Raw genomic sequence first — 19,645 nt, 5'->3', positions numbered from 1 at the left:
GGAAACCGTGAGCACGCACGATGCTGAGATAGGCGACGAGTCGCCGAGCGGACTTGTCTCAGCGATGGGCCGTCTCCTCGACAGGGCAGTCGGCGGGCTGACTGGGGAGCGCGGCCGGGCGGCCGCGGCGGCCCAGACCTTCATGATCTTCTCCGCCGCGCTGTCGGTGGGCTACGCGGCGTTCTACCTGTCGTACCCCGACAGTGACCTCAGGCCATTGGCTGCTTTCTCCATCGTGTGTGCTCTTGCCTATGCGGTGGGCATCGTGACAGTCCGCGTCGGCTATCAGCTGGCCGCGGCCGTCATCGGACTCTCCGTAGCCACGGCGCAAGTGGTCTACATCGTGAGTTCAGTGGGTTGGGAGACTGGCGCGCACATGTACCTGATCGTCGGAGGCCAACTGGTTTACATGGTCTTCACTGAGCGGCAAAGGCTGCTGAGATGGGCGTACTTGGGGATAGCGGCGACGGCATTCCTCGTGTGCCAGGTCGCCTTGCCAGCCCGCGGCGCAGACTATGCCATCGACAGTTCGACGTTGACATGGATGTTCTCGATCAACGCCGTGCTTGCGATGACGATGCTTTTCACGCTGGCAGCCCTTGCCCACTTCAGGGCCAGGGAGTCGCGCGCACAGGCAGCGGAGAGCGCCGAGCGAGCCGAGTATCTCGCCAACACCGATGCGCTGACCGGGCTGTCTAACCGTCGGCCCATCCTCGAAGTCCTTGAACGCGTGTCCTCCGGAAGCGTGGGAAAATACTGTGTAGCCATCGCGGACCTCGACCGGTTCAAGGATCTCAACGACAGGTATGGTCACTCGTGTGGAGATGCCGTCCTTGCTGTGGTCGGCGAGAGGTTGCGTGCAGAGATTCGCACGACGGACGCCCTGGGTCGCTGGGGCGGTGAGGAGTTCATCTTCGTGATGCCGGACACTAGCCTGGATGCGGCGGTGCGCACCATGGACCGTACTCGCGCCGCCGTGAGCGACGTTCCGGTGTCCTGCGGAGACCACGAGCACGAGGTGACAGTGTCCATTGGGGTGGCTGCCGATTCGGCCGCCGCCCGCCCCCACTTGGTCATCAAGGATGCGGACGACGCGTTGTATGAGGCAAAACTGGAAGGTCGCGATTGCGTGCGGATGCATCGCGGTGCTGGCCTTCCCGTGCCGGTCAGGGCGGAGCCCGAAGAAGAAGCCGACAACGGCACCCCGGGCGCTCCTGGGAGGCTTGGTTAGGCGATGAGTTCGGACACCAAGCCGCGTCGCAAAGCGCGGTGGGTATCGATTACTGCCGCGCTCGCAGTGATGGCCGCTGCCATGACTCTCACTGGCGCCCTGGGCTGGTGGCAATGGAACCGATCGCACGAGCAGGCCGTCTCGGTGGCCCCTGAGCCGACTGTGCCGATTGCCGACGTCCTCGCCCCAGCATCGTCCCCTGGCAGGGCGATTAGCCGCCAGATTTCCGTCGGCGGAACTTGGGCCGACGTTGACGCCGCGATCATTCCTGGGCGCGAGGTTGAGGGAACTCCCGCAGAGTTCTTGGTGCGACCACTCATCGTTGACGCGGACCTCACCGGCACGGGCGCGCCTGCCACGCTCGCCGTGGTTGTGGGCTGGCGTCCCGAGGGTGACAGCGTCGGGCCCGATGCGGAACCGGGGGCGGTGGAATTTGACGGCTACATGCGGTCCGCCGAGCAGTCCATGCCGGGTGTAGAGCTACCGGATGCCGTGGTGGACGGCGCGACGTGGAGTGCGGCCATGTCCGTCGCCGAGTTCGCGCAGGAATGGCCGGGACCGTTGTATTCGGCGGTGATGGTGTCGTACGCAGGCTCGCCCTCGTGGCAACCGCTTCCTCCGCTGCCCGAAGAGAGCCATCTCAATCTGCAGTACCTGGCTTACTCGTTCGAGTGGTGGATCTTTGGCGCATTTGCCGTGTTTATTGGCGCACGCTGGATACGCGACAATGGTTTCGACTCCAGTGAAGACGATGCTGAGCCCCAGGGTGATGGCGCGTCAGATGACCTGGTGGCAACCGATGAGACCGTGGCGGTCGGCGACGCCGATGCCCGAGAGGACCAGAGTTGAGCGACGCAACACAGGCGCGAGCAGGCAAGATCCGGGGTGCGCTCAAGCGCTACCAAGTGATGGCGATCATCACCAGCAGCTTCCTGCTTCTGCTCACCATCGTGACGCTCGTGAAGTACATCGGCGACTGGGCGTTTGACTGGGTCAACGAGGGCTTCCTCTCCGTCGCCTTGACCATCGGCATCGTGCACGGCTGGATCTATGTGGTTTATCTGCTCTCTTGCCTGGACCTGTGGACCAAGATGAAGTGGTCCTTTGGTCGCCTCGTTTACATGGCACTCGGCGGAGTGATCCCCGTGCTCGGCTTCTTTGTTGAGGCCAAACTCGCCCGCGAAGTCAAGAACGGACTCGAATCATGACCGACACCCTTCAGCAGCGCCCCGTCCTCGTCGTCGACTGCGGCGCGCAGTACGCGCAGCTCATCGCCCGCCGCGTGCGCGAGGCCAGCGTGTACTCCGAGGTAGTCCCGCACTCGATGAGTGCCGCGGAGATGCTCGCCAAGAACCCTGCCGCTGTGATCCTGTCCGGGGGGCCGTCCTCGGTCTACGCCGACGGCGCTCCTCAAATCGACCCTGCGCTGTTCGACGCCGGCGTTCCCGTGATGGGCATCTGCTACGGCTTCCAGGCCATGGCGGCGGCGCTCGGCGGCACCGTGGCAAAGACGGGCCTGCGCGAGTACGGCCGCACTACCGCGCGAGTCGCCGATGCTGGCACGTCCCTGGCTGGTTCTCCCAGCGAGCAGGAAGTATGGATGAGCCATGGCGACTCTGTGCAGGCCGCACCCGAAGGCTTTACGGTGCTCGCGACCACCGACGGCGCGCCCGTCGCAGCGTTCGAGAACCTAGACCGCCAGATGTGCGGCGTGCAGTGGCACCCCGAGGTCAAGCACTCGCCGTTAGGTCAGGCCGCGATCGAGAATTTCCTGTACAACGTGGCAGGGATTCGCGCCGACTGGACAGCAGCGAACGTGATCGACGAGCAGGTCGCGTTGATCCGCGAGCAGGTCGGCAAGGCGCGGGTCATCTGTGGGCTGTCGGGTGGCGTCGACTCGGCCGTGGCCGCGGCGATTGTTCAGAAGGCCATTGGAGACCAGCTCACCTGTGTGTTCGTTGATCATGGACTGCTGCGCAAGGGTGAGGCCGAGCAAGTGGAGCGTGACTTCGTGGCCATCACGGGCGTGAAGCTGGTAGTCGCGGACGAGAAGCAGCGCTTCCTCGACGCGCTCAAGGACGTGACTGACCCGGAGACTAAGCGCAAGATCATCGGCCGCGAATTCATCCGCGCCTTTGAGGCCGCGGAGCGTCAGATCGTGGCTGCGGCACCCGACGGTGAGCCCGTGAAGTTCCTGGTGCAGGGGACGCTGTACCCCGATGTGGTCGAGTCCGGCGGCGGCGAGGGTGCCGCGAACATCAAGAGCCACCACAACGTGGGTGGGCTGCCCGAGGACCTCGAGTTCGGTCTGGTGGAGCCCCTACGCGCGCTGTTCAAGGACGAGGTGCGCGCCGTGGGTGCCGAGCTCGGCTTGCCCGATGACATGGTGTGGCGCCAGCCGTTCCCCGGTCCTGGTCTGGGAATCAGGATCATTGGCGCAGTCACGCAGGAGCGCATCGACATCCTGCAGGCGGCCGACGCCATCGCCCGCGAGGAGCTCACCAAGGCGGGCCTGGATCGTGAGATCTGGCAGTGTCCCGTGGTGCTTCTCGCCGACGTCCGTTCAGTGGGCGTGCAGGGTGATGGCCGCACCTACGGCCACCCTGTGGTGCTGCGTCCAGTGTCCTCAGAGGACGCGATGACGGCCGACTGGACGCGCGTGCCCTACGAGGTGCTCGCCCACATCTCCAACCGGATCACCAACGAGGTCGAGGAGATCAACCGCGTGACGCTGGACGTGACATCCAAGCCGCCGGGGACCATCGAGTGGGAATAGCAGTTTAGCTTTGTGCGCCAGCAGTCGTTGAGTGCCGTTTGTACGGCTATTTCAGCACTCAACGACTGCTGGGGCACACGAGCACAACGCTCACATAGCGCTACTTGATCTGCGAGGACTCCAGCACCGCGTGGAGGATGCCGTCGCTGGTGTCGCCTTCCCTTGCGTCGTCAAGGTAGTCCTCGACATCCACGTTCGTGGGGCGAGCGAGAATCCAGATGTCCCCGTGACGCGCGAGCAATTCGTCCGTCGCTGCGCCCTCGTCGTTGGTGTACCTGACGTGAACGAGCGGGATATCGCCACCGGTGAATGCCTCGCCGTCGCCGCCCGTGGCATCGGCGATCAGGTTTGCAAGGCCGTCGGCGTCCTCGGGAACCTTGGCGCCGTAGGGCGACTCGTCGCCCACGCGGTAGGTCTCGACCTGTACCCAGACCGAATTGTTGTAGGCGTCCGAGCCAGGCTCCGAGAGGTCGAACGGCTGACCCGCGTCCACGAGTACGGCGTAGGGCAGCGCCCCGTCTCCGTAGGTCCCCTCGTACTGCCATTCGTCCGGTAGTCGGATGCTCACAGTTGCGACAGCCGTGCCGAGCGACGCCTCCCCTGAGGCATCCTGAGCATCGGCGCTGGGATCCCCGCCGGAATCGACGTCAATCGACGCCTCAGACTGCGAGCTTGGCGAGTTCCCGGGCGTCGGCGTCGCGGCTGAGTTCGACTCGGTGGCGGTCACGGTGGGTGTGGGCGAGGGGTCATCGTTGCCGCCGGAGCACGCGGTGAGCGCCAGGGTCGCGGCTAGGGGAATGGCCCAGAGTGTCTTATTCACGTTGCCTCCATCGTCGGAAAGTAGAGTTCCTTTGTGTTAACGCTGGGGATCCCACAATCCTTACCGCGCGCTAGCGGTACCTGCGTGCTGAAATCGAGCGGGAATCGGAACTCATGCACCGTCACCAAGCAACTAGTCGCGTGCTTCGTCGGAGGGGGCGGGGTTGGGATTGGCAGCCTCAGCAGGGGCCGCCCCACCCGTGGAAGGTGACGAGCCGGAATCGGTATGGGTGGCATCGTCGTCCGGATCATCATTGGCGACCGGTGCCGCCGCGATGGTCTGCTTGCTCCGCGACCTGGCTCCGCTGGTCACCAGCGCCGTGAGGAGGAGCCAAAGGCCCACCCCGAGTAGCCCCAGGATGGCCACTAGTTGGAAGTCCACCCGGAAGCCGTTGATTGAGGCCACCATCAGCCCTCCACAGGCGGCGACCAGGGTTCCCCACAGTGCGCCGGAGAATCGTCCGGAGGTGGTGCGTCGTAGTTCAGTCATGACTAGTTCCCTTCGGGGGCGGTGGTCGGTTCGGGCGCTCCAGTGGGTGCGGGAGCCGCCGTGGCGTCGGGGGTGGCTGCCGGAGTTTCCTCGATCACGATGGTGTTGGCGAAGTCGTCGTCGTGCACCACCAGCGTGAGGGTCGGCACGCCGGCATTGACCACGGAAAGGTAGTCGCTGGTGGAGTAGTCCAGGCGCCCCTCGTCGTCGTAGAACGCGTCGCCACCGTAGTCGCCATTGTTTCCGTAGAACTCACAGTGCAGGCCGCGTGACTGCCAGTCCACCGTCGCCTGAGCGTTGGTGCCGCCACGGATGACCACATTGGTTGCCTCGGGAATGCTCACCAAGGTGCGTTCCGCCGTGACGTCGACGGCGGCGTCTTGCGTGAGTTCTCCATAGGTCAGTCGCGCTTGAGTCGCGAAGACCCGCGTGTCGTCGTAGACCTCGCCCGTGTCAGGATCGGTGAAGGCCTCGGCTTTGACCGCCTCGTAGTCAAAGCACTGCTGTGCGACATAGATCTGCTGGTAGTCGTCCGTGAAGGCGAGGGTGGGGTCGGTGACGGTGGGATCGTCATAGGGGGCCTCCTCGATGAGAGTGCCGTCCGACTCGTAGTGCTTGCCATCAATCCAGTAGTCGGAGGACCCGCCGGCCGAGATTTCTACGCTGACGGTGTCGAAGGCTTCCCGGATCTCGCCGGTATTGACCGCGGCCAACAGTCCCACCGCCAGTAACGGCAATGACAGGAAGCCAAGGAAGCCGAGCTTGCGGCCGGTGAGAGAGATGGCGGCGAGGATGACCCCAAAGCCGATGGTGAACGTCGCCAGCCAGATCAACGATGCCGAGGCGGCTAGCAGGTACTGCGACTCCGCGATCAGAATCGCGGCTGCTGAAATTAGCACCCACGCGAGCGCGATGAGGTAGAACATCTTGCCCGGGCCCGGCACGCGTCGCTTGGGTGGACGCGGCGGCACCGCAGGGGCCGTCTGCGCGGGCGGCATAGGCGGCACGGATGCGGCGGAACCCTCGCCGTACGAAGCCGCGGCAGCTTCCCAGGGTTGGGGTCGGATGGGATCGGCCGCTGCTGGGGATCCGGTGGGGGTGGCCTGGCGATCGTTCGCATCGACCGAATGGGCACCGGTGCCCTCGGGGCCACTGGTGGCGCCTCCGTCGCCCTTCGCCGAGTCGCGCCCGCCGCGTCGCACCAGGTACACGATGGCGAAGACGATCCCCGCCAGGATGAGCAGGCTGAAACCAATCGAGATGATGGTGAAGAACACCATCAAGACGGTGTCGAACCGACCGAATCCGGACACCTCGGCGGAGTTCCAACCAATGTTGAATCCGCCGTTCCACCAGTGGTCGTCGAGGTTCATGAAGCCAATGAGTGCGACGATACCAATGCCGACGAGCGCGCCGACGTTGGTGACCCCGCGGCCAAAGTTCTGGATGACGATGTTGCCCTCACGGTCGGGCAGCAGCGCCCAGGCGGCGGCGTAGGCGAGCAACACAAGTCCGGTCAGAATCAGTGCCGCGATCACGAGGATGATGCGGGCGGGAACCCGGGCCAGGCCGATGCGCTCGCCGATTCCCGAGGCGACGCCGCCGAACACTCCCTGGGAACTGCGTGTGATGCCCCAGCTGCGAATGGCGGTGAAGAACGCCGCTTCGCGTTGAGGTTGTGGTGCAGAGTCGGTCACGGTGGCTCCTTGCGATGAGTGGCGTGGGCCGGGGCCCCACACCGAAATGATGATGACCTCAGTCTCGCCGGGGCTCACCGCCAGCCGCTATGAGGTGACACCCTGATCTTGACCCTGATATTCGCCCAAACGGCCGGTGCGAGATGAGGTGCTGTGTGACGATTAAGCCGTGACAGAGACAAGCCGGCGCCGCATCGCGCGCCCCCTCGAGCGTGAGCGCGCACCCAGTCAGTGGTGGCGCGGCCTCGTCGGCACTGCGCTGCTAGTCATCGCTGGCGTGATGATCGCGAACCGCTCGGGCGCGGAGGGCGTCGAGCCCTGGGTTATCCCGTCAATCGTTTTCCTCGTCGGGCTCGTGCTGGTGTGGAGCCCACTCGACCGCGCGACCACGGATGACGCGCGGCGTCCCAATCTCGCGGGCCTCTTCCGGCGCGACGCGATGGTGCGCCTGGTGTTGGGGCTGGCCATGACCATCGGCGCCCTGTGGTGGTTTGCGACGTGGGACTTCACCGAGGACCCGGTGCGCCGGTCAATCGTGGTGCCGCTCGTCGTACTGGGTGCACTCGCGCTGGTGCTCGCACCGTGGTGGCTGCGACTCATCCGTCAGGTGGGAGTGGAACGCCAGGAGCGCGTCCGAGAATTCGAGCGCGCGGAGATCGCGGCGCACCTGCACGACTCGGTGCTCCAGACGCTCACGCTGATCCGCGCCAAGGCCGACGACCCAGATGCGGTGACACGGCTGGCGCGAGCCCAGGAGCGGGACCTCAGGGCCTATCTGTACCAGGACCGACGCACCGAAGAGGAGTCGGTTGCGACGGCCCTTGAGCTCGCGGTCAACGCGGTTGAGGACGCCCAGGGAGTGGTGGTCGACCTGGTATCGGTGGGCGACGCCCCCACCGATAGTCGCCTCTGGGCCGCGGTGAAGGCGGCACGCGAGGCGACGTCGAACGCCGCCCGCCACGGCATCGGCCCCGTGTCTGTCTACGCCGAGCTGACCGCGGACGCGTACGAGATCTTTGTGCGGGACTCGGGCCCAGGATTTGACCCCAATTCGGTGCCGGCGGACAGGCTCGGTATCAAGCATTCAATCATTGGCCGAGTCGAGCGTCAGGGCGGGGCAGCGTCCATCCAGTCGTCGCCGGGTGGTCGCACAGAGGTCACTATTTCCGTTCCCCGTGAACTAGAGAAGTGAGTCACCAACCATGAGCGTTTCAGTGGTAGTCGTCGACGATCACGACGTCATTCGCGTCGGCGTGCGCGAGTCGCTTGCCGATGACATCGAGGTGATCGGAGAGGCGCGCGACGTAGAGAGCGCGATCGAGGTTGTTCGGAACACCCGACCGCAGGTGGTCATCCTCGACGTGCACCTTCCCGGGGGAACAGGAGGAGGAGCGCTAGACGTGCTCGCCGAAATACTTGCTGGCGCCGATGCTCCACGGGTCTTGGCGCTGTCCGTTTCCGATGCAGCGGAGGACGTGGTGGCGACGGTGCGGGCGGGCGCCCGCGGCTACGTGACCAAGTCAATCTCCGGCCCGGACCTGTCCGATGCCGTGCGCAGGGTTGCCAGTGGCGACGCAGTATTCTCGCCGCGGTTGGCGGGCTTTGTGCTCGATGCCTTTGGCGCGGCCGGGGGTGAGGTGGCCGCGATCGACGACGACCTCAACAAGCTGACCGCCCGCGAGCAGGAAGTCATGCGCCTTATCGCCCGCGGCTACACCTACCGCGAGGTCGGGGAGAAGCTGTTCATCTCCATCAAGACGGTGGAGACGCATGTGGGCAAGGTGCTCCACAAACTACAGCTGTCCAATCGCCACGAGCTCGCACACTGGGCCGCTCAGCGCCGCATTGTCTAGGCGCGGAATGTTTTGCCTGCTAGACTGGTTCCACTTGTGAGTCGAAGTTTGGCTCCCTGCGTCGCAGATTGCTTTCCACTTCTCGCCCGTCGTTAATACCGATGAGGCTCGTAGAAATTCTCTTCGGCGAACGATTGCGGACACCTCCGCCTTCGCCACCATCGCCGGTGCAATCTCACGCTGTCACCCGACGGCGACGCAACCGCACAACTGTGCACACGCATCGGCTCATTGCCCCGAAAGGCAACGCATTGTCTGACAAGACTTTTGGCGCGCTCGGCGTGCCCACCCCCATCACCGACGTCCTGGACGCGGAAGGCAAGACCAACGCCTTCCCCATCCAGATCGACACCCTCCCCGACACCCTTTCCGGTCGCGACGTCCTCGGACGCGGCAAGACTGGCTCCGGTAAGACCCTCGCCTTCTCGATCCCCATGGCCGTGCGCCTGGGGACCAAGGGTGGCAGGTCGCGCCCCGGTCACCCTCGCGGCCTCATCCTTGCTCCCACGCGTGAGCTTGCCACGCAGATCGACGCCGTCATCGCGCCGCTCGCCAAGGCCTACGGCCTTAAGACCACCACCATCTTTGGTGGCGTCAAGCAGCACCGTCAGGAGCAGGCGCTTCGTGCCGGCGCCGACATCGTCGTGGCGTGCCCCGGCCGCCTTGAGGACCTCATGAAGCAGGGCCACGTGAAGCTCGACATGGTCGACATCACTGTGCTGGACGAGGCCGACCACATGGCTGACCTGGGCTTCTTGCCCGGTGTCACGCGCATCATGAACGCCACTCCCCAGAACGGCCAGCGCATGCTCTTCAGCGCAACGCTGGACAACGGCGTGGACAAGCTCGTCAAGCGCTTCCTTCACGACCAGATCATGCACTCGGTGGACGAGGCCAATAGCCCCGTTGCCGCCATGACGCACCACGTCTTCACGGTCACCGGAGCCGATGCTAAGCGCGACCTGGTCCAGACCCTCGCCTCGGGCACGGGTCGCCGCATCCTCTTCATGCGCACTAAGCACCAGGCCAAGAAGCTTGCCAAGCAGCTCACCGCTGCGGGTATCCCTGCGGTCGACCTGCACGGCAACCTGTCGCAGAACAAGCGTGACCAGAACCTCGCGCTGTTCGCCGGAGACAAGCACCGCGTGCTCGTCGCGACCGACGTCGCGGCACGTGGCGTTCACGTGGATGGCGTTGAGCTCGTTGTCCATGTTGACCCGCCCGCAGAGCACAAGGCGTACCTGCACCGTTCCGGCCGTACGGCACGCGCGGGCTCCGAGGGTGACGTCGTCACAGTCGTACTGCCCGAGCAGCGTCGCGAGACCGAGCAGCTGCTTCGACAGGCCAAGATCAACGTCCGCCCGGAGGCAGTCAACTCGGAGTCCGCTCAGGTTGTCGCCTTGGTGGGAGAGGTCGCCGCTTACGTGAAGCCGTCTCCCATTGCGGAACAGCCGCAGCGTGGCAAGGGTCAGGGTGGCCGCTCGCAGGGGGCTAACGCCCAGCGCAAGCGTGCCAACCGCGACCAGCGTGGCCAGGGCGCGAGCTCCGGGTCGCGTGGTCGTCCCGAGGGCGAGCACGGCCAGCACCGTCCCGCCGGCTCGGAGCGTTCCAACGGTTCCGGTCGCTCTAACAACACGGGCCGGTCCAACGGCTCGAGCCGCTCGGGCGCACCTCGCGTCAAGGGTGAGAGCAACGGTCACGGTCAGCGCGGCGGTGGATCGCAGCGCTCCGGTGGCTCGAACGGTGGCGCTGCGGCGTTCTCGTCGAACTCCAGCGGCGGCCGTCGCTCGCGCTAGTCGCCTGATGGGTATGGCAACCCACTGATTTTCCCGGGAGAGCCCGGCACCGCGTCGTCCGCCAGGGCGGGGCCAGTGCCGGGCTTTTTCATGCCCCCAGCCGGACGATTGGTGGCATGCTGAGACGTGAAACGAAGCCAAGGAGCGTGAGATGGCTGACCTGTACTACACCGCGAATATGTCCCTCGATGGGTACACGACTGATGCGCACGGCAACTTCGATTTCTCGGAGCCGGATGACGAGGTGCATCAGTACTTCAACGACTTCGAGCGAGGCTTCGACACCGCGCTCTATGGCCGCGCCATGTACGAGACGATGGTCTATTGGGAGACGAATCCTGCCGATGATGAGGAGTCGCTCATCGGCCGGGAGTTCGCCGACGTGTGGCGGGCGCAACGCAAGATTGTCTATTCCGCGACGCTCGAGTCGGTCACTTCCGAGCACACTGCGCTCGAACGCGTTTTCTATCCCGAGGCGGTGCGCGAGATGGTGCGCGCCGAGCCTAGGAATGTGAGCATCGGCGGGCCGACTATCGCCGCCACGGCGCTGCGAGCGGGAATCGTTGACTACGTAAACCTGCTGGTCATCCCGCAAATTCTGGGCGGCGGGTTGGCGGCACTGCCCGGCGGGCTTCGGGCGTCGCTTGAACTGGTCGAGGAGCAGCGCTTTTCCGGTGGAACGGTCCGACTGTTGTACCGCGTGCCAGACATCTAAACTTGCCCCTCAACCTTTAAGTAGAATCTCCAGTCCGAATCCAGTGCGCGCGTTCGCGAATTCGGCTCTACGATGGAGGATGACGGCGCAGCATCGATGCTCTGAGGGGGCTCGCTACGCCGCACACAGGAGGTTCTGTGGTGAAGCCTGAGGGGGCCAACGTGCAGCGCGCGGACGCGCACCTCTTTGATGCGCCTACCTCCACCGGTGAGATCCCAATTCGCCACCGTTCTACGAGCCCACGGGTACTGCTCGCCTTTGCTTGTGCTGGCCTCGCGGTGTCCTTGTTTTACTCGGTGTGGTTCTGGATTGCGTATGACGAGCCGCGCTGGCCGCTCGTGACCCTCTCCGCCGTCGCCAGCGTGCTGTTCTGCCTATCGATGCTCTTTGCCTGGACGCGGCACACCACCGCCGCTGGGATCTTCATCGTGACGATGGCGAGCGTGGTGCTGTTTGTCTACACGCTCACCCTGTCGACGCGATCCGACGTGCACATGCTGTACCTCGCGATCGGGTTCGCGATGCTCGCGCTTTACCCCGAGCGACTCTTCAAGCTCAGGGTGGTGTACGCGGTCGCGATCGTGTCCTTAGTTGTCGCCTGCGAGTTCCTGCTGCCGGTGTCTCCGTCTGTGGAGCTGGCCGAGTCGGAGCTGGACAGCCTGTTGGCGAGTGCGAACCGAATGTGGACGGTGGCGGTCATCGCGATGGCCATGGCGATAGTCCTCTACCGCAGCGTGCGCCGCCAACGTGACTTGAGCGGCGCCGCCGAGCTCGGGGAGTATCTGGCGAGCACGGATGCGATGACGGGCATTGCCAACCGCCGTCCGGTCCTCGCGCGACTGCACGAGTACGACGACGAGAGCATCTCGCGCTACGCGGTGGCCATAATCGACATTGATGGCTTCAAGGCCATCAACGACCGGCTCGGGCACGAGGAGGGTGACGCGCTGATCTCCGCGATCGCGCGCCGCTTGCGGGCGCACTTCCGTCAGACCGATCTAGTGAGCCGGTGGGGAGGAGACGAGTTCCTGGTGCTACTCCCGAACATCTCCCACGAGGAGCTGTTCGCGGTGCTCGACCGGCTGCGCCTGTCGGTCGCGACGTCTCCCTTCTCGTTGGGAGCTGACCCAATTGCGGTCACCCTCTCCGCGGGCGCGGCAATCGCCGGTTCGGCCGATGCATCGCGTGACGTGATCCGGGCGGCGGACCAGGCGCTCTACACGGCTAAGCACACGGGGCGCAATCGCGTAGTGCTCGCGGAGAGCAGTGTCACCGAGAACGCCTAGACTCGTCGGGTCATGGATGCACTTTTCGATATCGCCGAGCCCGCACCTTCCGCATTGACGGAGGGCCTCAACCCGCCACAGGCCGAGGCGGTGGTGCACCAAGGCGGCGCGTTGCTGATCATTGCCGGCGCCGGATCGGGCAAGACCCGAGTACTCACGCACCGCATCGCCTACCTGCTGGAAACTGGTCGCGCGCGGCCGCACGAGATCCTTGCGATCACGTTCACCAACAAGGCCGCAGGGGAGATGCGCGAGCGCGTTGCCGCCTTGGTGGGGCCGGACGCCAAGCGCATGTGGGTCAGCACGTTCCACTCCGCGTGCGTGCGCATCCTGCGCCGCGACTATGAGAAGGCGGGGCTCAAATCCACCTTCTCCATCTATGACACGTCGGACTCGGTCAACCTCATGAAACTCGTCATGAAGGAACTTGACCTCGACCCCAAGAAGTTCACACCCAAGTCCATCCTCAACCGCATCGGCACGTTCAAGGACGAACTGATCGACCCCGAGGTTGCGCTCGCGGCCTCTGAGGCGGCATCGCGTCACTCAGTGGAGCACGCGGCGGGCAAGGCTTACGGTCTTTACCAGCGACGTCTCGAAGCGGCTAACGCCGTGGACTTCGACGACATCATCACCAAGTCCGTGTATCTACTGCAGCGACACCCCGAGGTCGCGCGCCAGTATCGTGAGCAGTTCCGCCACATCCTGGTGGATGAGTACCAGGACACCAACCACGCCCAGTACACCCTGGTACGCGAACTCGTCGGGCCCGAAGACGATGCCTCGTTACCGCCCGCGGAACTGACCGTGGTGGGTGATGCGGACCAGTCCATCTACGCCTTCCGCGGCGCGACCATCCGCAACATCATGGAGTTCGAGAAGGATTACCCGAACGCCCACACCGTGCACCTCGAGCAGAACTACCGCTCCACGCAGAACATCCTCACCGCCGCAAACGCCGTGATCTCCAACAACACTGGTCGTCGCCCCAAGAACCTCTGGACCGATGCCGGGGCTGGCTCCAAGATTGTCGGCTACGCGGGCGACACGGAGCAGGAGGAGGCGCTGTTCATTTCCGGTGAGATTCGCAGGCTGATTCGCGAGGACGACGTGCAACCGTCCGACGTCGCGATTATGTACCGTGCCAACGCCCAGTCCCGCTCCATTGAGGGACGCCTGGGCGCGGCGGACATCCCTTACAAGATCGTGGGCGGCACGCGCTTCTACGACCGCAAGGAAGTTAAGGACATGCTCGCGTACCTCGCCGCCGCGGTGAATGAGGACGACGACGTGGCCACTCGGCGCATCATCAACGTGCCTAAACGTGGCATCGGCGACACCGCCGTTGACTCCGTCGAGGGCGTGCGCCGGACGCTCAATGCCACGGCCGCACCTGGAGAGTCCGTCAGCTTTGGCGTGGCACTGCGCCACCTGGACGATGTTGGCTTGGCTGCGCGTTCGCGCGCGGCCATCGACGGGTTCGTGCGGCTCATGGATGACATTCGCTCGCTCGCCCAGGACAACGGCCCGGCCGGCGTGCTCGACGCCATCGCCGACCGCTCGGGACTGCTGTCCACGCTTCGCAATTCCGACGACCCGCAGGACGCGAGCCGCATTGAGAACGTGATGGAGCTGGTAGCCGTGGGCCGCGAATTCACGGAGGAGAACCCCGAGGGCACCCTTGCGGACTTCCTCGAGAAGGTCGCGCTCGTCGCCGATGCTGACCAGATTCCCGATGCCGACGGCACCGGCGGCGTGGTCACCCTGATGACGCTTCACACGGCCAAGGGCCTTGAGTTTCCCACCGTGTTCCTGACTGGCATGGAGGACGGCACGTTCCCGCACGTGCGTTCCATCGAGTCCGGCAGCACCAAGGACATGGAGGAGGAGCGTCGTCTCGCGTACGTGGGTCTGACCCGTGCGCGTGAACGCCTGTACCTGACGCGCGCCGAGGTGCGGGCGAGCTGGGGTGCGCCTCAATATTTCGCCGCCTCGCGCTTCGCCGACGAAATTCCCTCCGAACTGGTCGAGTGGAAGCGGTCGGAGACGTCAATGGCGTCGCTGCGAGCGCGTTCGGATCGTGGCACCTCGCGCGACAACGCATGGTCGTCCCACTACGGAGGCTCGCAGGATCGCCCTGACGGCAATGCCTATTCGCGTGCGGGTGCGGTGCTGTCGCGCAACGTGCCGCCCAGCCCTCCCGGCGTTGCCAACGGTGCCGACCTTGGCTTCGAGGTGGGGGACCGCGTCACGCACGACAAGTACGGCATGGGCAAGGTCATCGGCCTCGAGGGATCGGGCAAGAACGCCGCCGCGAAGGTGGACTTTGGTGCCGACGGCGTAAAGCGACTCGTGCTGCGGTTCGCGCCTATCGCCAAGCTCTAGGACAACGCCTCACCCACCTTCCCGAACCTCAGGCGTACTGATCGGCGCTGTTGCGGACGATTCGTACCTTTTGCGCGCTTCGCAACGATTCGTTACTGTCTCGTCAGTAAGGGGAAGCCGCGATGGCGCCCCTGCCGGGACGGCATCGTCTTGGAAACCTCAATGGAGAGGAACGCGCATGCAGTTACGTAGCACCACCACGCATCATCGGGGGAGGTCCGTCGCAATCGCGGCCTGTGCCGCCCTTGTCGCCGGAGCCGCCCTGGCGTCCCCGGCATCGGCCCATGGGTCTTCTCAGCCGAATTCCACGAGCCCGGATTTTGGCCCAAACGTCACGATCTTTACCCCTGATACTCCGCTCGCGGAGATTCAGGCGACGATGGACGCACTCGCCGACGAGACCCGCGATGCGGAGATGAGTACCGAGCGCCACGCCGTCTACTTCATGCCAGGAGATTACGGCACCGACCAGACCCCATTGCAGTTCGAGGTGGGGTACTACACAGAGGTGGCAGGACTGGGCGCCGCTCCAGGGGACGTCAACGTCAATGGCAAGATCGAGGTCTATAACCGGTGCCTGGGAGATGATGCGGCACCCAACTGCATCGCGCTCGTGAACTTCTGGCGCACGCTCTCCAATCTCTCGCTGCAGGTCAACGGCACGGGTCAGGATGGTTGCCGCGCCTCGGCAAACTTCTGGGCCGTGTCTCAGGCGGTGTCCATGCGGCGCGTAGATGTCTCAGGCGGCACCCTGTCGCTCATGGATTACTGCACTGCCGGGCCGCAGTATGCATCGGGTGGGTTCATTGCTGACACTCGGGCCGCTGGCGACCTAGTCAACGGTTCCCAGCAACAGTGGCTGACCCGCAACAGTGACGTAGGGAACTGGACTAACGGCGTGTGGAATCAGGTGTTCTCCGGCGTCGTGGGTGCCCCCGACGACTCGGGATTCCCAGACCCGACGTACACCACCATCGATGAGACGCCATTGAGTCGTGAGAAGCCATACCTGTTCGTGGATTCCAAGGGCAAGTACCACGTGCGTGTCCCCTCGGCCCACACCAATACCAGTGGTGTGTCATGGGAGGAGGGCATGACGACAGGCCGCACGGTGTCCATTGGTGATTTCTACATTGCCAAGCCGGGCGACTCCGTCAAGCAGATCAATAAGGAGCTTGCCCGCGGCAAGAACCTGATGCTGACGCCCGGTGTGTACGACATCGGCTCCAGCATCAACGTCAAGCGCAAGAACACGGTAGTGCTCGGCATGGGTCACGCGACGCTGACGGCGGTGAACGGTGCGACGCCTCTCAAGGTGTCGGATGTGCCCGGCGTAGTGATTGCCGGAGTCTCGATCGACGCCGGTGCCAAGGAGTCGCCGGTCCTGCTGCAGGTGGGCAAGGAGGACAAGAGCAAGGGCCATGGTAATAAGACGGGCAAGGCCAAGAAGGCCGACCCGAGCAACCCGATCACCCTGAGCGACGTGTACTTCCGGGTGGGAGGACCACACATTGGCAAGGCGGACATCGCACTCGAGGTTAACGCCGACAACACCCTGATCGACCACACCTGGGTGTGGCGTGGCGACCACGGAGTCGAGGGATTCACCGATGGAGTTAACGGCGACACGGATCGATGGAACACCAACATTGGTCGCAACGGCGCCGTCATCAATGGCGACAACGTGACGGCGACGGGGCTGTTCGTAGAGCACTTCCAGGAGTACAACACCATCTGGAATGGCGAGAACGGCACCACAATTCTGTACCAGAACGAGCTACCGTACGACCCGCCGACTCAGGCGGACTGGACACAGCCCAACGGCACGCTCGGTTGGGCGGGCTACAAAGTCGCGGACGACGTTAAGGAGCACAACCTGTACGGAGCCGGGGTGTACGTGTTTAACCAGAACAACCCCAACATCGTGACAGCGAACGGCTTCGAGGTGCCTGAGAATTCGGGGGTGAACCTGCATCACATCATGACGGTGAACCTGTCGGCCGGCACCATCGAGCACGTGGTGAATGGCGTGGGTAGCTCCGCGACGATGGACAACACGGGTACTCCCCAGTTTGTGGTGGAGTACCCCGCCGCCCCCTAGCGCGGCACGCAAAAAAGGAGGGGTGCCGTCCTCGCGGGCGGGACCCCTCCTCTTTTGCTTGTTAGGCGCTTGCTAGGCGTCGATGACCTTGGAGTCCTTGCCAAAGCTGAAGGCGCGAACCAGCGACACGATGCCGAGGATCACGAAGACCGCACCTGTGAACACGACGAGCCAGAGCGCGGACCACGCAGGGACGGCGATGACGACGACTCCCGCGATGATGCCGACGATGCCGGCGAAGTACGCGAGGCCCTTAGCCTCGGTGCGCGACGCCGTGGCCAGAGTGAGCGCACCCTCAATGATCCAGCCGATGCCGATGAAGATGACCACAATGATGGTCAACACTTCAGTGGACGACTCGAGGTTCTTGAGAACTACGACGCCGCCTACAAGGATCAGCAGCCCCAGGATGAGGTTCAGCGTGCGCGTGCCACCGGACAGGCCGTGACCGAAGATGCCGAAGGCCGTGCGGGCGATGCCGCCGATGACAAAGAAGATTGCGGAGATCGCGGCGACCACCATGAGCGACTTGCCTGGCCACACCAGCAGGGCGATTCCGAGGCCAACTCCGATGATTCCGAGAATGCCGAACGTGGTGCGAACCGCGCTCACGCCTGCGCCGGTGAGGTCCTTGGCCTCGATGACCAGGTTGTCGTACATGGGATTGCCGGTGGGGGTATTGCTCATAGTGCGGTGCTCCTCAGTTGAATGAAAAAAGGTGGCGTCGCCATTGACGCCACACCAATGCTACTCAGGTGGGGCTGTGCCCTCGTTCAGGTTCGCTTTGGGGACCCGAGGGGGCAGGCAGACAGGCATGAATGTTGAGTCAGGTGGAGTTCCAACCCCTCGACTGCACGCGGCAGTGGTACGTCCCGGGAGTTGTCTGCGGCCCCGGCGTGGGTGGTAATCTTTCAGCACAAGTGAATGTTGCTTGGGGGCTGTGGCGCAGTTGGTAGCGCGCCTCGTTCGCATCGAGGAGGTCAGGGGTTCGAATCCCCTCAGCTCCACCCCTAGATCTGGACCGCCCTGAGGGGCGGTCCTTTTCATTTGGTGGCCCCTTGTTGAGGTCCGCCGCGCGAGAAACCGGGGTTCGTGACGGACTAAAAGTGACGGATCTGCGGCAACGACACCGCCAGACTCGTGGCGTGGCATCACGTGGTCTTCCCGGTAGAGAGCACTGAGGACCCCGTGCCCACACCACCTAGTTGAGCTGCGCCCGGATCTCCGGACAGTGCGCATCGCCCACCGGGGCAGATCGGACCAGCAGGGCGCACAAGCCGCTGGATCCGTGCAAGAACGGACCAATAGGGGCGGCGCCGGCACTAGTCGCTGTACTTGTGATCCTTGGCCCACGCGCGGTAGTTGGCCAGTACTGCAGTGGTCTGCTCGTCATCCAGGAACTCGCTTAGTAACTTCTGGATTCGAGTCAAGGAGCGTGCGTCGAGGTTGTCGTTCGGATCTCCGTAGGTGTGGGCCAGCACGATGACCAGGTCGACCGTCTGGTCGAAATCCAGCTCGGGATCCTCGCCAAAGACCTCGAACCAGACCTGCTCCATTGCGGCATCAGGGTCGGCGTCACTTGGCAGCACGTAGAGACGAAGTGCCGTCGCAAGGTTGGCCTTGCCGAAATTCTTGAGGTAGGTCACGCCTCATGTCTACCATTTTGGCGGGTTAGGGGCCCGGTGACTGTTCCTGGCAATTGGCTAACAATCTTTGCAGTTTGGGAACCTTTCGAGCGTGCCGTAGGTTTACTTGGTGCTGCCCGCGCCACGTATTGCGCTGCGGTGCACGATCCCCCAATGACTTTAAGGAGCACCTTCGCGTGAAGAAGTACTGGCTGACCGCAACCACCCTGGGCGCCATCGCCGCGCTGAGCCTCACGGCTTGCAGCTCGAGCGACGACTCCACCGAGAGCTCGTCGACGGCCTCGCCGACGACGGCAGCGACCTCTGCTGCTACGTCCGCCACCGGGCAGATGCAGGTCGGCACCGATGCTGATGTCGAGGTGCTCAAGGCCATCAAGTGGACCGTGACCGACGATGTACCGACGCTCGAGTTTGACTCGCCACTGACGGTGACCTCCTCCGCTGCCTACGTCGCGACCGAGGGAGACGGAGATGTTGTCGCCGACGGTGACAACGTCGACCTCCAGGTCGTCGCGATCTCCGGCGCCGACGGAACGGTGCTCGCCTCCACGTACGAGACCGGCGTGATGGACACGGTTCCCATGGTCGACGGTTCTTTGCCCCCGGAGTTGTACTCCACCATCGTTGGCAACAAGGTGGGTCAGACGCTGGTCTTCGCGCAGGTCGACACCACCGCCACGGTGGAGGACGGCGATGTCGCACCCGCCGTGTTCTACGCGGTAACCGTCACCGACATCGCAGTTCCGCCAGAGGTTGCCGATGACGCGGCCGACCTTCCCACGGTCACCCGTGACGACGACGGCGTGCCGTCCATCGACTTTTCCGCGGCCAAGTTGCCAGAGGGCATGGT

Annotated in this window: 16 protein-coding genes, 1 tRNA gene and 1 pseudogene; 13 read left to right on the top strand and 5 right to left on the bottom strand. The window is 64.2% G+C overall.

Annotated elements, in window-relative coordinates; genetic code table 11:
• The first annotated feature begins 7 nt into the window (after window positions 1-7).
• Genes AOP77_RS03325 through guaA form a run of 4 tightly spaced genes read left to right on the top strand, consistent with a single transcriptional unit; the run spans window position 8 to window position 4,007 of the window.
• On the top strand, window positions 8-1,231 hold the full coding sequence (locus tag AOP77_RS03325) for a GGDEF domain-containing protein (RefSeq protein WP_062209327.1): 1,224 nt from the start codon (window positions 8-10) through the stop codon (window positions 1,229-1,231).
• A gap of 3 nt (window positions 1,232-1,234) precedes the next feature.
• Entirely contained in the window at window positions 1,235-2,080 is an 846-nt protein-coding gene (locus AOP77_RS03320; RefSeq protein WP_062209325.1) for an SURF1 family cytochrome oxidase biogenesis protein, read from the top strand.
• Window positions 2,077-2,439, top strand: a complete 363-nt coding sequence (locus AOP77_RS03315) for a DUF3817 domain-containing protein (RefSeq protein WP_062209321.1) — start codon at window positions 2,077-2,079, stop codon at window positions 2,437-2,439. The genes AOP77_RS03320 and AOP77_RS03315 overlap by 4 nt, the downstream gene beginning before the upstream one ends.
• Window positions 2,436-4,007: a glutamine-hydrolyzing GMP synthase gene (gene guaA, locus AOP77_RS03310; protein ID WP_062209318.1), complete on the top strand. Its 1,572-nt coding sequence runs from the start codon at window positions 2,436-2,438 to the stop codon at window positions 4,005-4,007. Before AOP77_RS03315 ends, guaA begins: the two co-directional genes overlap by 4 nt.
• Window positions 4,008-4,107: 100 nt before the next feature.
• On the opposite strand, the gene AOP77_RS03305 is transcribed toward guaA, so the two are convergent.
• The 3 genes from AOP77_RS03305 to AOP77_RS03295 form a co-directional block, all read right to left on the bottom strand.
• Window positions 4,108-4,827 carry a hypothetical protein gene (locus tag AOP77_RS03305; RefSeq protein WP_062209315.1) on the bottom strand — a complete coding sequence of 240 codons (720 nt, stop codon included), beginning with the start codon at window positions 4,825-4,827 and terminating at the stop codon, window positions 4,108-4,110.
• Between the two features lie 132 nt (window positions 4,828-4,959).
• Window positions 4,960-5,316: a hypothetical protein gene (locus AOP77_RS03300; RefSeq protein WP_062209312.1), complete on the bottom strand. Its 357-nt coding sequence runs from the start codon at window positions 5,314-5,316 to the stop codon at window positions 4,960-4,962.
• Between the two features lie 2 nt (window positions 5,317-5,318).
• Window positions 5,319-7,013 (bottom strand): PspC domain-containing protein, encoded by a 1,695-nt coding sequence (locus AOP77_RS03295; RefSeq protein ID WP_160300036.1) that lies wholly within the window; start codon window positions 7,011-7,013, stop codon window positions 5,319-5,321.
• Window positions 7,014-7,182: 169 nt separating this feature from the next.
• On the opposite strand from AOP77_RS03295, the gene AOP77_RS03290 reads away from it, so the two are divergent.
• From AOP77_RS03290 to AOP77_RS03260, 7 genes are all read left to right on the top strand, one after another.
• Window positions 7,183-8,205: a sensor histidine kinase gene (locus AOP77_RS03290; RefSeq protein WP_062209306.1), complete on the top strand. Its 1,023-nt coding sequence runs from the start codon at window positions 7,183-7,185 to the stop codon at window positions 8,203-8,205.
• Between the two features lie 10 nt (window positions 8,206-8,215).
• The gene (locus tag AOP77_RS03285; protein WP_062209303.1) at window positions 8,216-8,866 is read left to right on the top strand and encodes a response regulator; all 651 of its coding nucleotides are present in this window, start codon (window positions 8,216-8,218) and stop codon (window positions 8,864-8,866) included.
• A gap of 251 nt (window positions 8,867-9,117) precedes the next feature.
• Window positions 9,118-10,662: a DEAD/DEAH box helicase gene (locus AOP77_RS03280; RefSeq protein WP_062209300.1), complete on the top strand. Its 1,545-nt coding sequence runs from the start codon at window positions 9,118-9,120 to the stop codon at window positions 10,660-10,662.
• 151 nt (window positions 10,663-10,813) lie between these two features.
• A complete protein-coding gene (locus AOP77_RS03275) occupies window positions 10,814-11,377 on the top strand; it encodes a dihydrofolate reductase family protein (protein WP_062209297.1) in 564 nt (187 codons plus the stop codon).
• A gap of 137 nt (window positions 11,378-11,514) precedes the next feature.
• Complete coding sequence (locus AOP77_RS03270; RefSeq protein ID WP_062209294.1) at window positions 11,515-12,663, top strand: GGDEF domain-containing protein; 1,149 nt, start codon at window positions 11,515-11,517, stop codon at window positions 12,661-12,663.
• Window positions 12,664-12,675: 12 nt separating this feature from the next.
• Complete coding sequence (pcrA, locus tag AOP77_RS03265; RefSeq protein ID WP_062209291.1) at window positions 12,676-15,048, top strand: DNA helicase PcrA; 2,373 nt, start codon at window positions 12,676-12,678, stop codon at window positions 15,046-15,048.
• A gap of 178 nt (window positions 15,049-15,226) precedes the next feature.
• Entirely contained in the window at window positions 15,227-17,149 is a 1,923-nt protein-coding gene (locus tag AOP77_RS03260) for a pectate lyase-like domain-containing protein (protein ID WP_062209288.1), read from the top strand.
• Between the two features lie 72 nt (window positions 17,150-17,221).
• Here AOP77_RS03260 and AOP77_RS03255 read toward each other — a convergent pair whose 3' ends face one another.
• Entirely contained in the window at window positions 17,222-17,836 is a 615-nt protein-coding gene (locus tag AOP77_RS03255) for an HdeD family acid-resistance protein (protein WP_062209285.1), read from the bottom strand.
• Window positions 17,837-18,083: 247 nt separating this feature from the next.
• On the opposite strand from AOP77_RS03255, the gene AOP77_RS03250 reads away from it, so the two are divergent.
• Window positions 18,084-18,156 (top strand) — tRNA-Ala (locus AOP77_RS03250).
• A gap of 315 nt (window positions 18,157-18,471) precedes the next feature.
• Here AOP77_RS03250 and AOP77_RS03245 read toward each other — a convergent pair.
• Complete coding sequence (locus tag AOP77_RS03245; RefSeq protein ID WP_062209283.1) at window positions 18,472-18,795, bottom strand: hypothetical protein; 324 nt, start codon at window positions 18,793-18,795, stop codon at window positions 18,472-18,474.
• Between the two features lie 176 nt (window positions 18,796-18,971).
• On the opposite strand from AOP77_RS03245, the pseudogene AOP77_RS03240 reads away from it, so the two are divergent.
• Window positions 18,972-19,645: pseudogene (locus AOP77_RS03240) on the top strand (hypothetical protein); the annotation flags it as partial.

The organism is Demequina oxidasica (genome assembly GCF_000975115.1).
Lineage (GTDB): Bacteria > Actinomycetota > Actinomycetes > Actinomycetales > Demequinaceae > Demequina > Demequina oxidasica.
The sequence above is the reverse complement of the archived record's forward strand: the minus strand, read 5'-3'. Positions and strand labels throughout refer to the sequence as shown.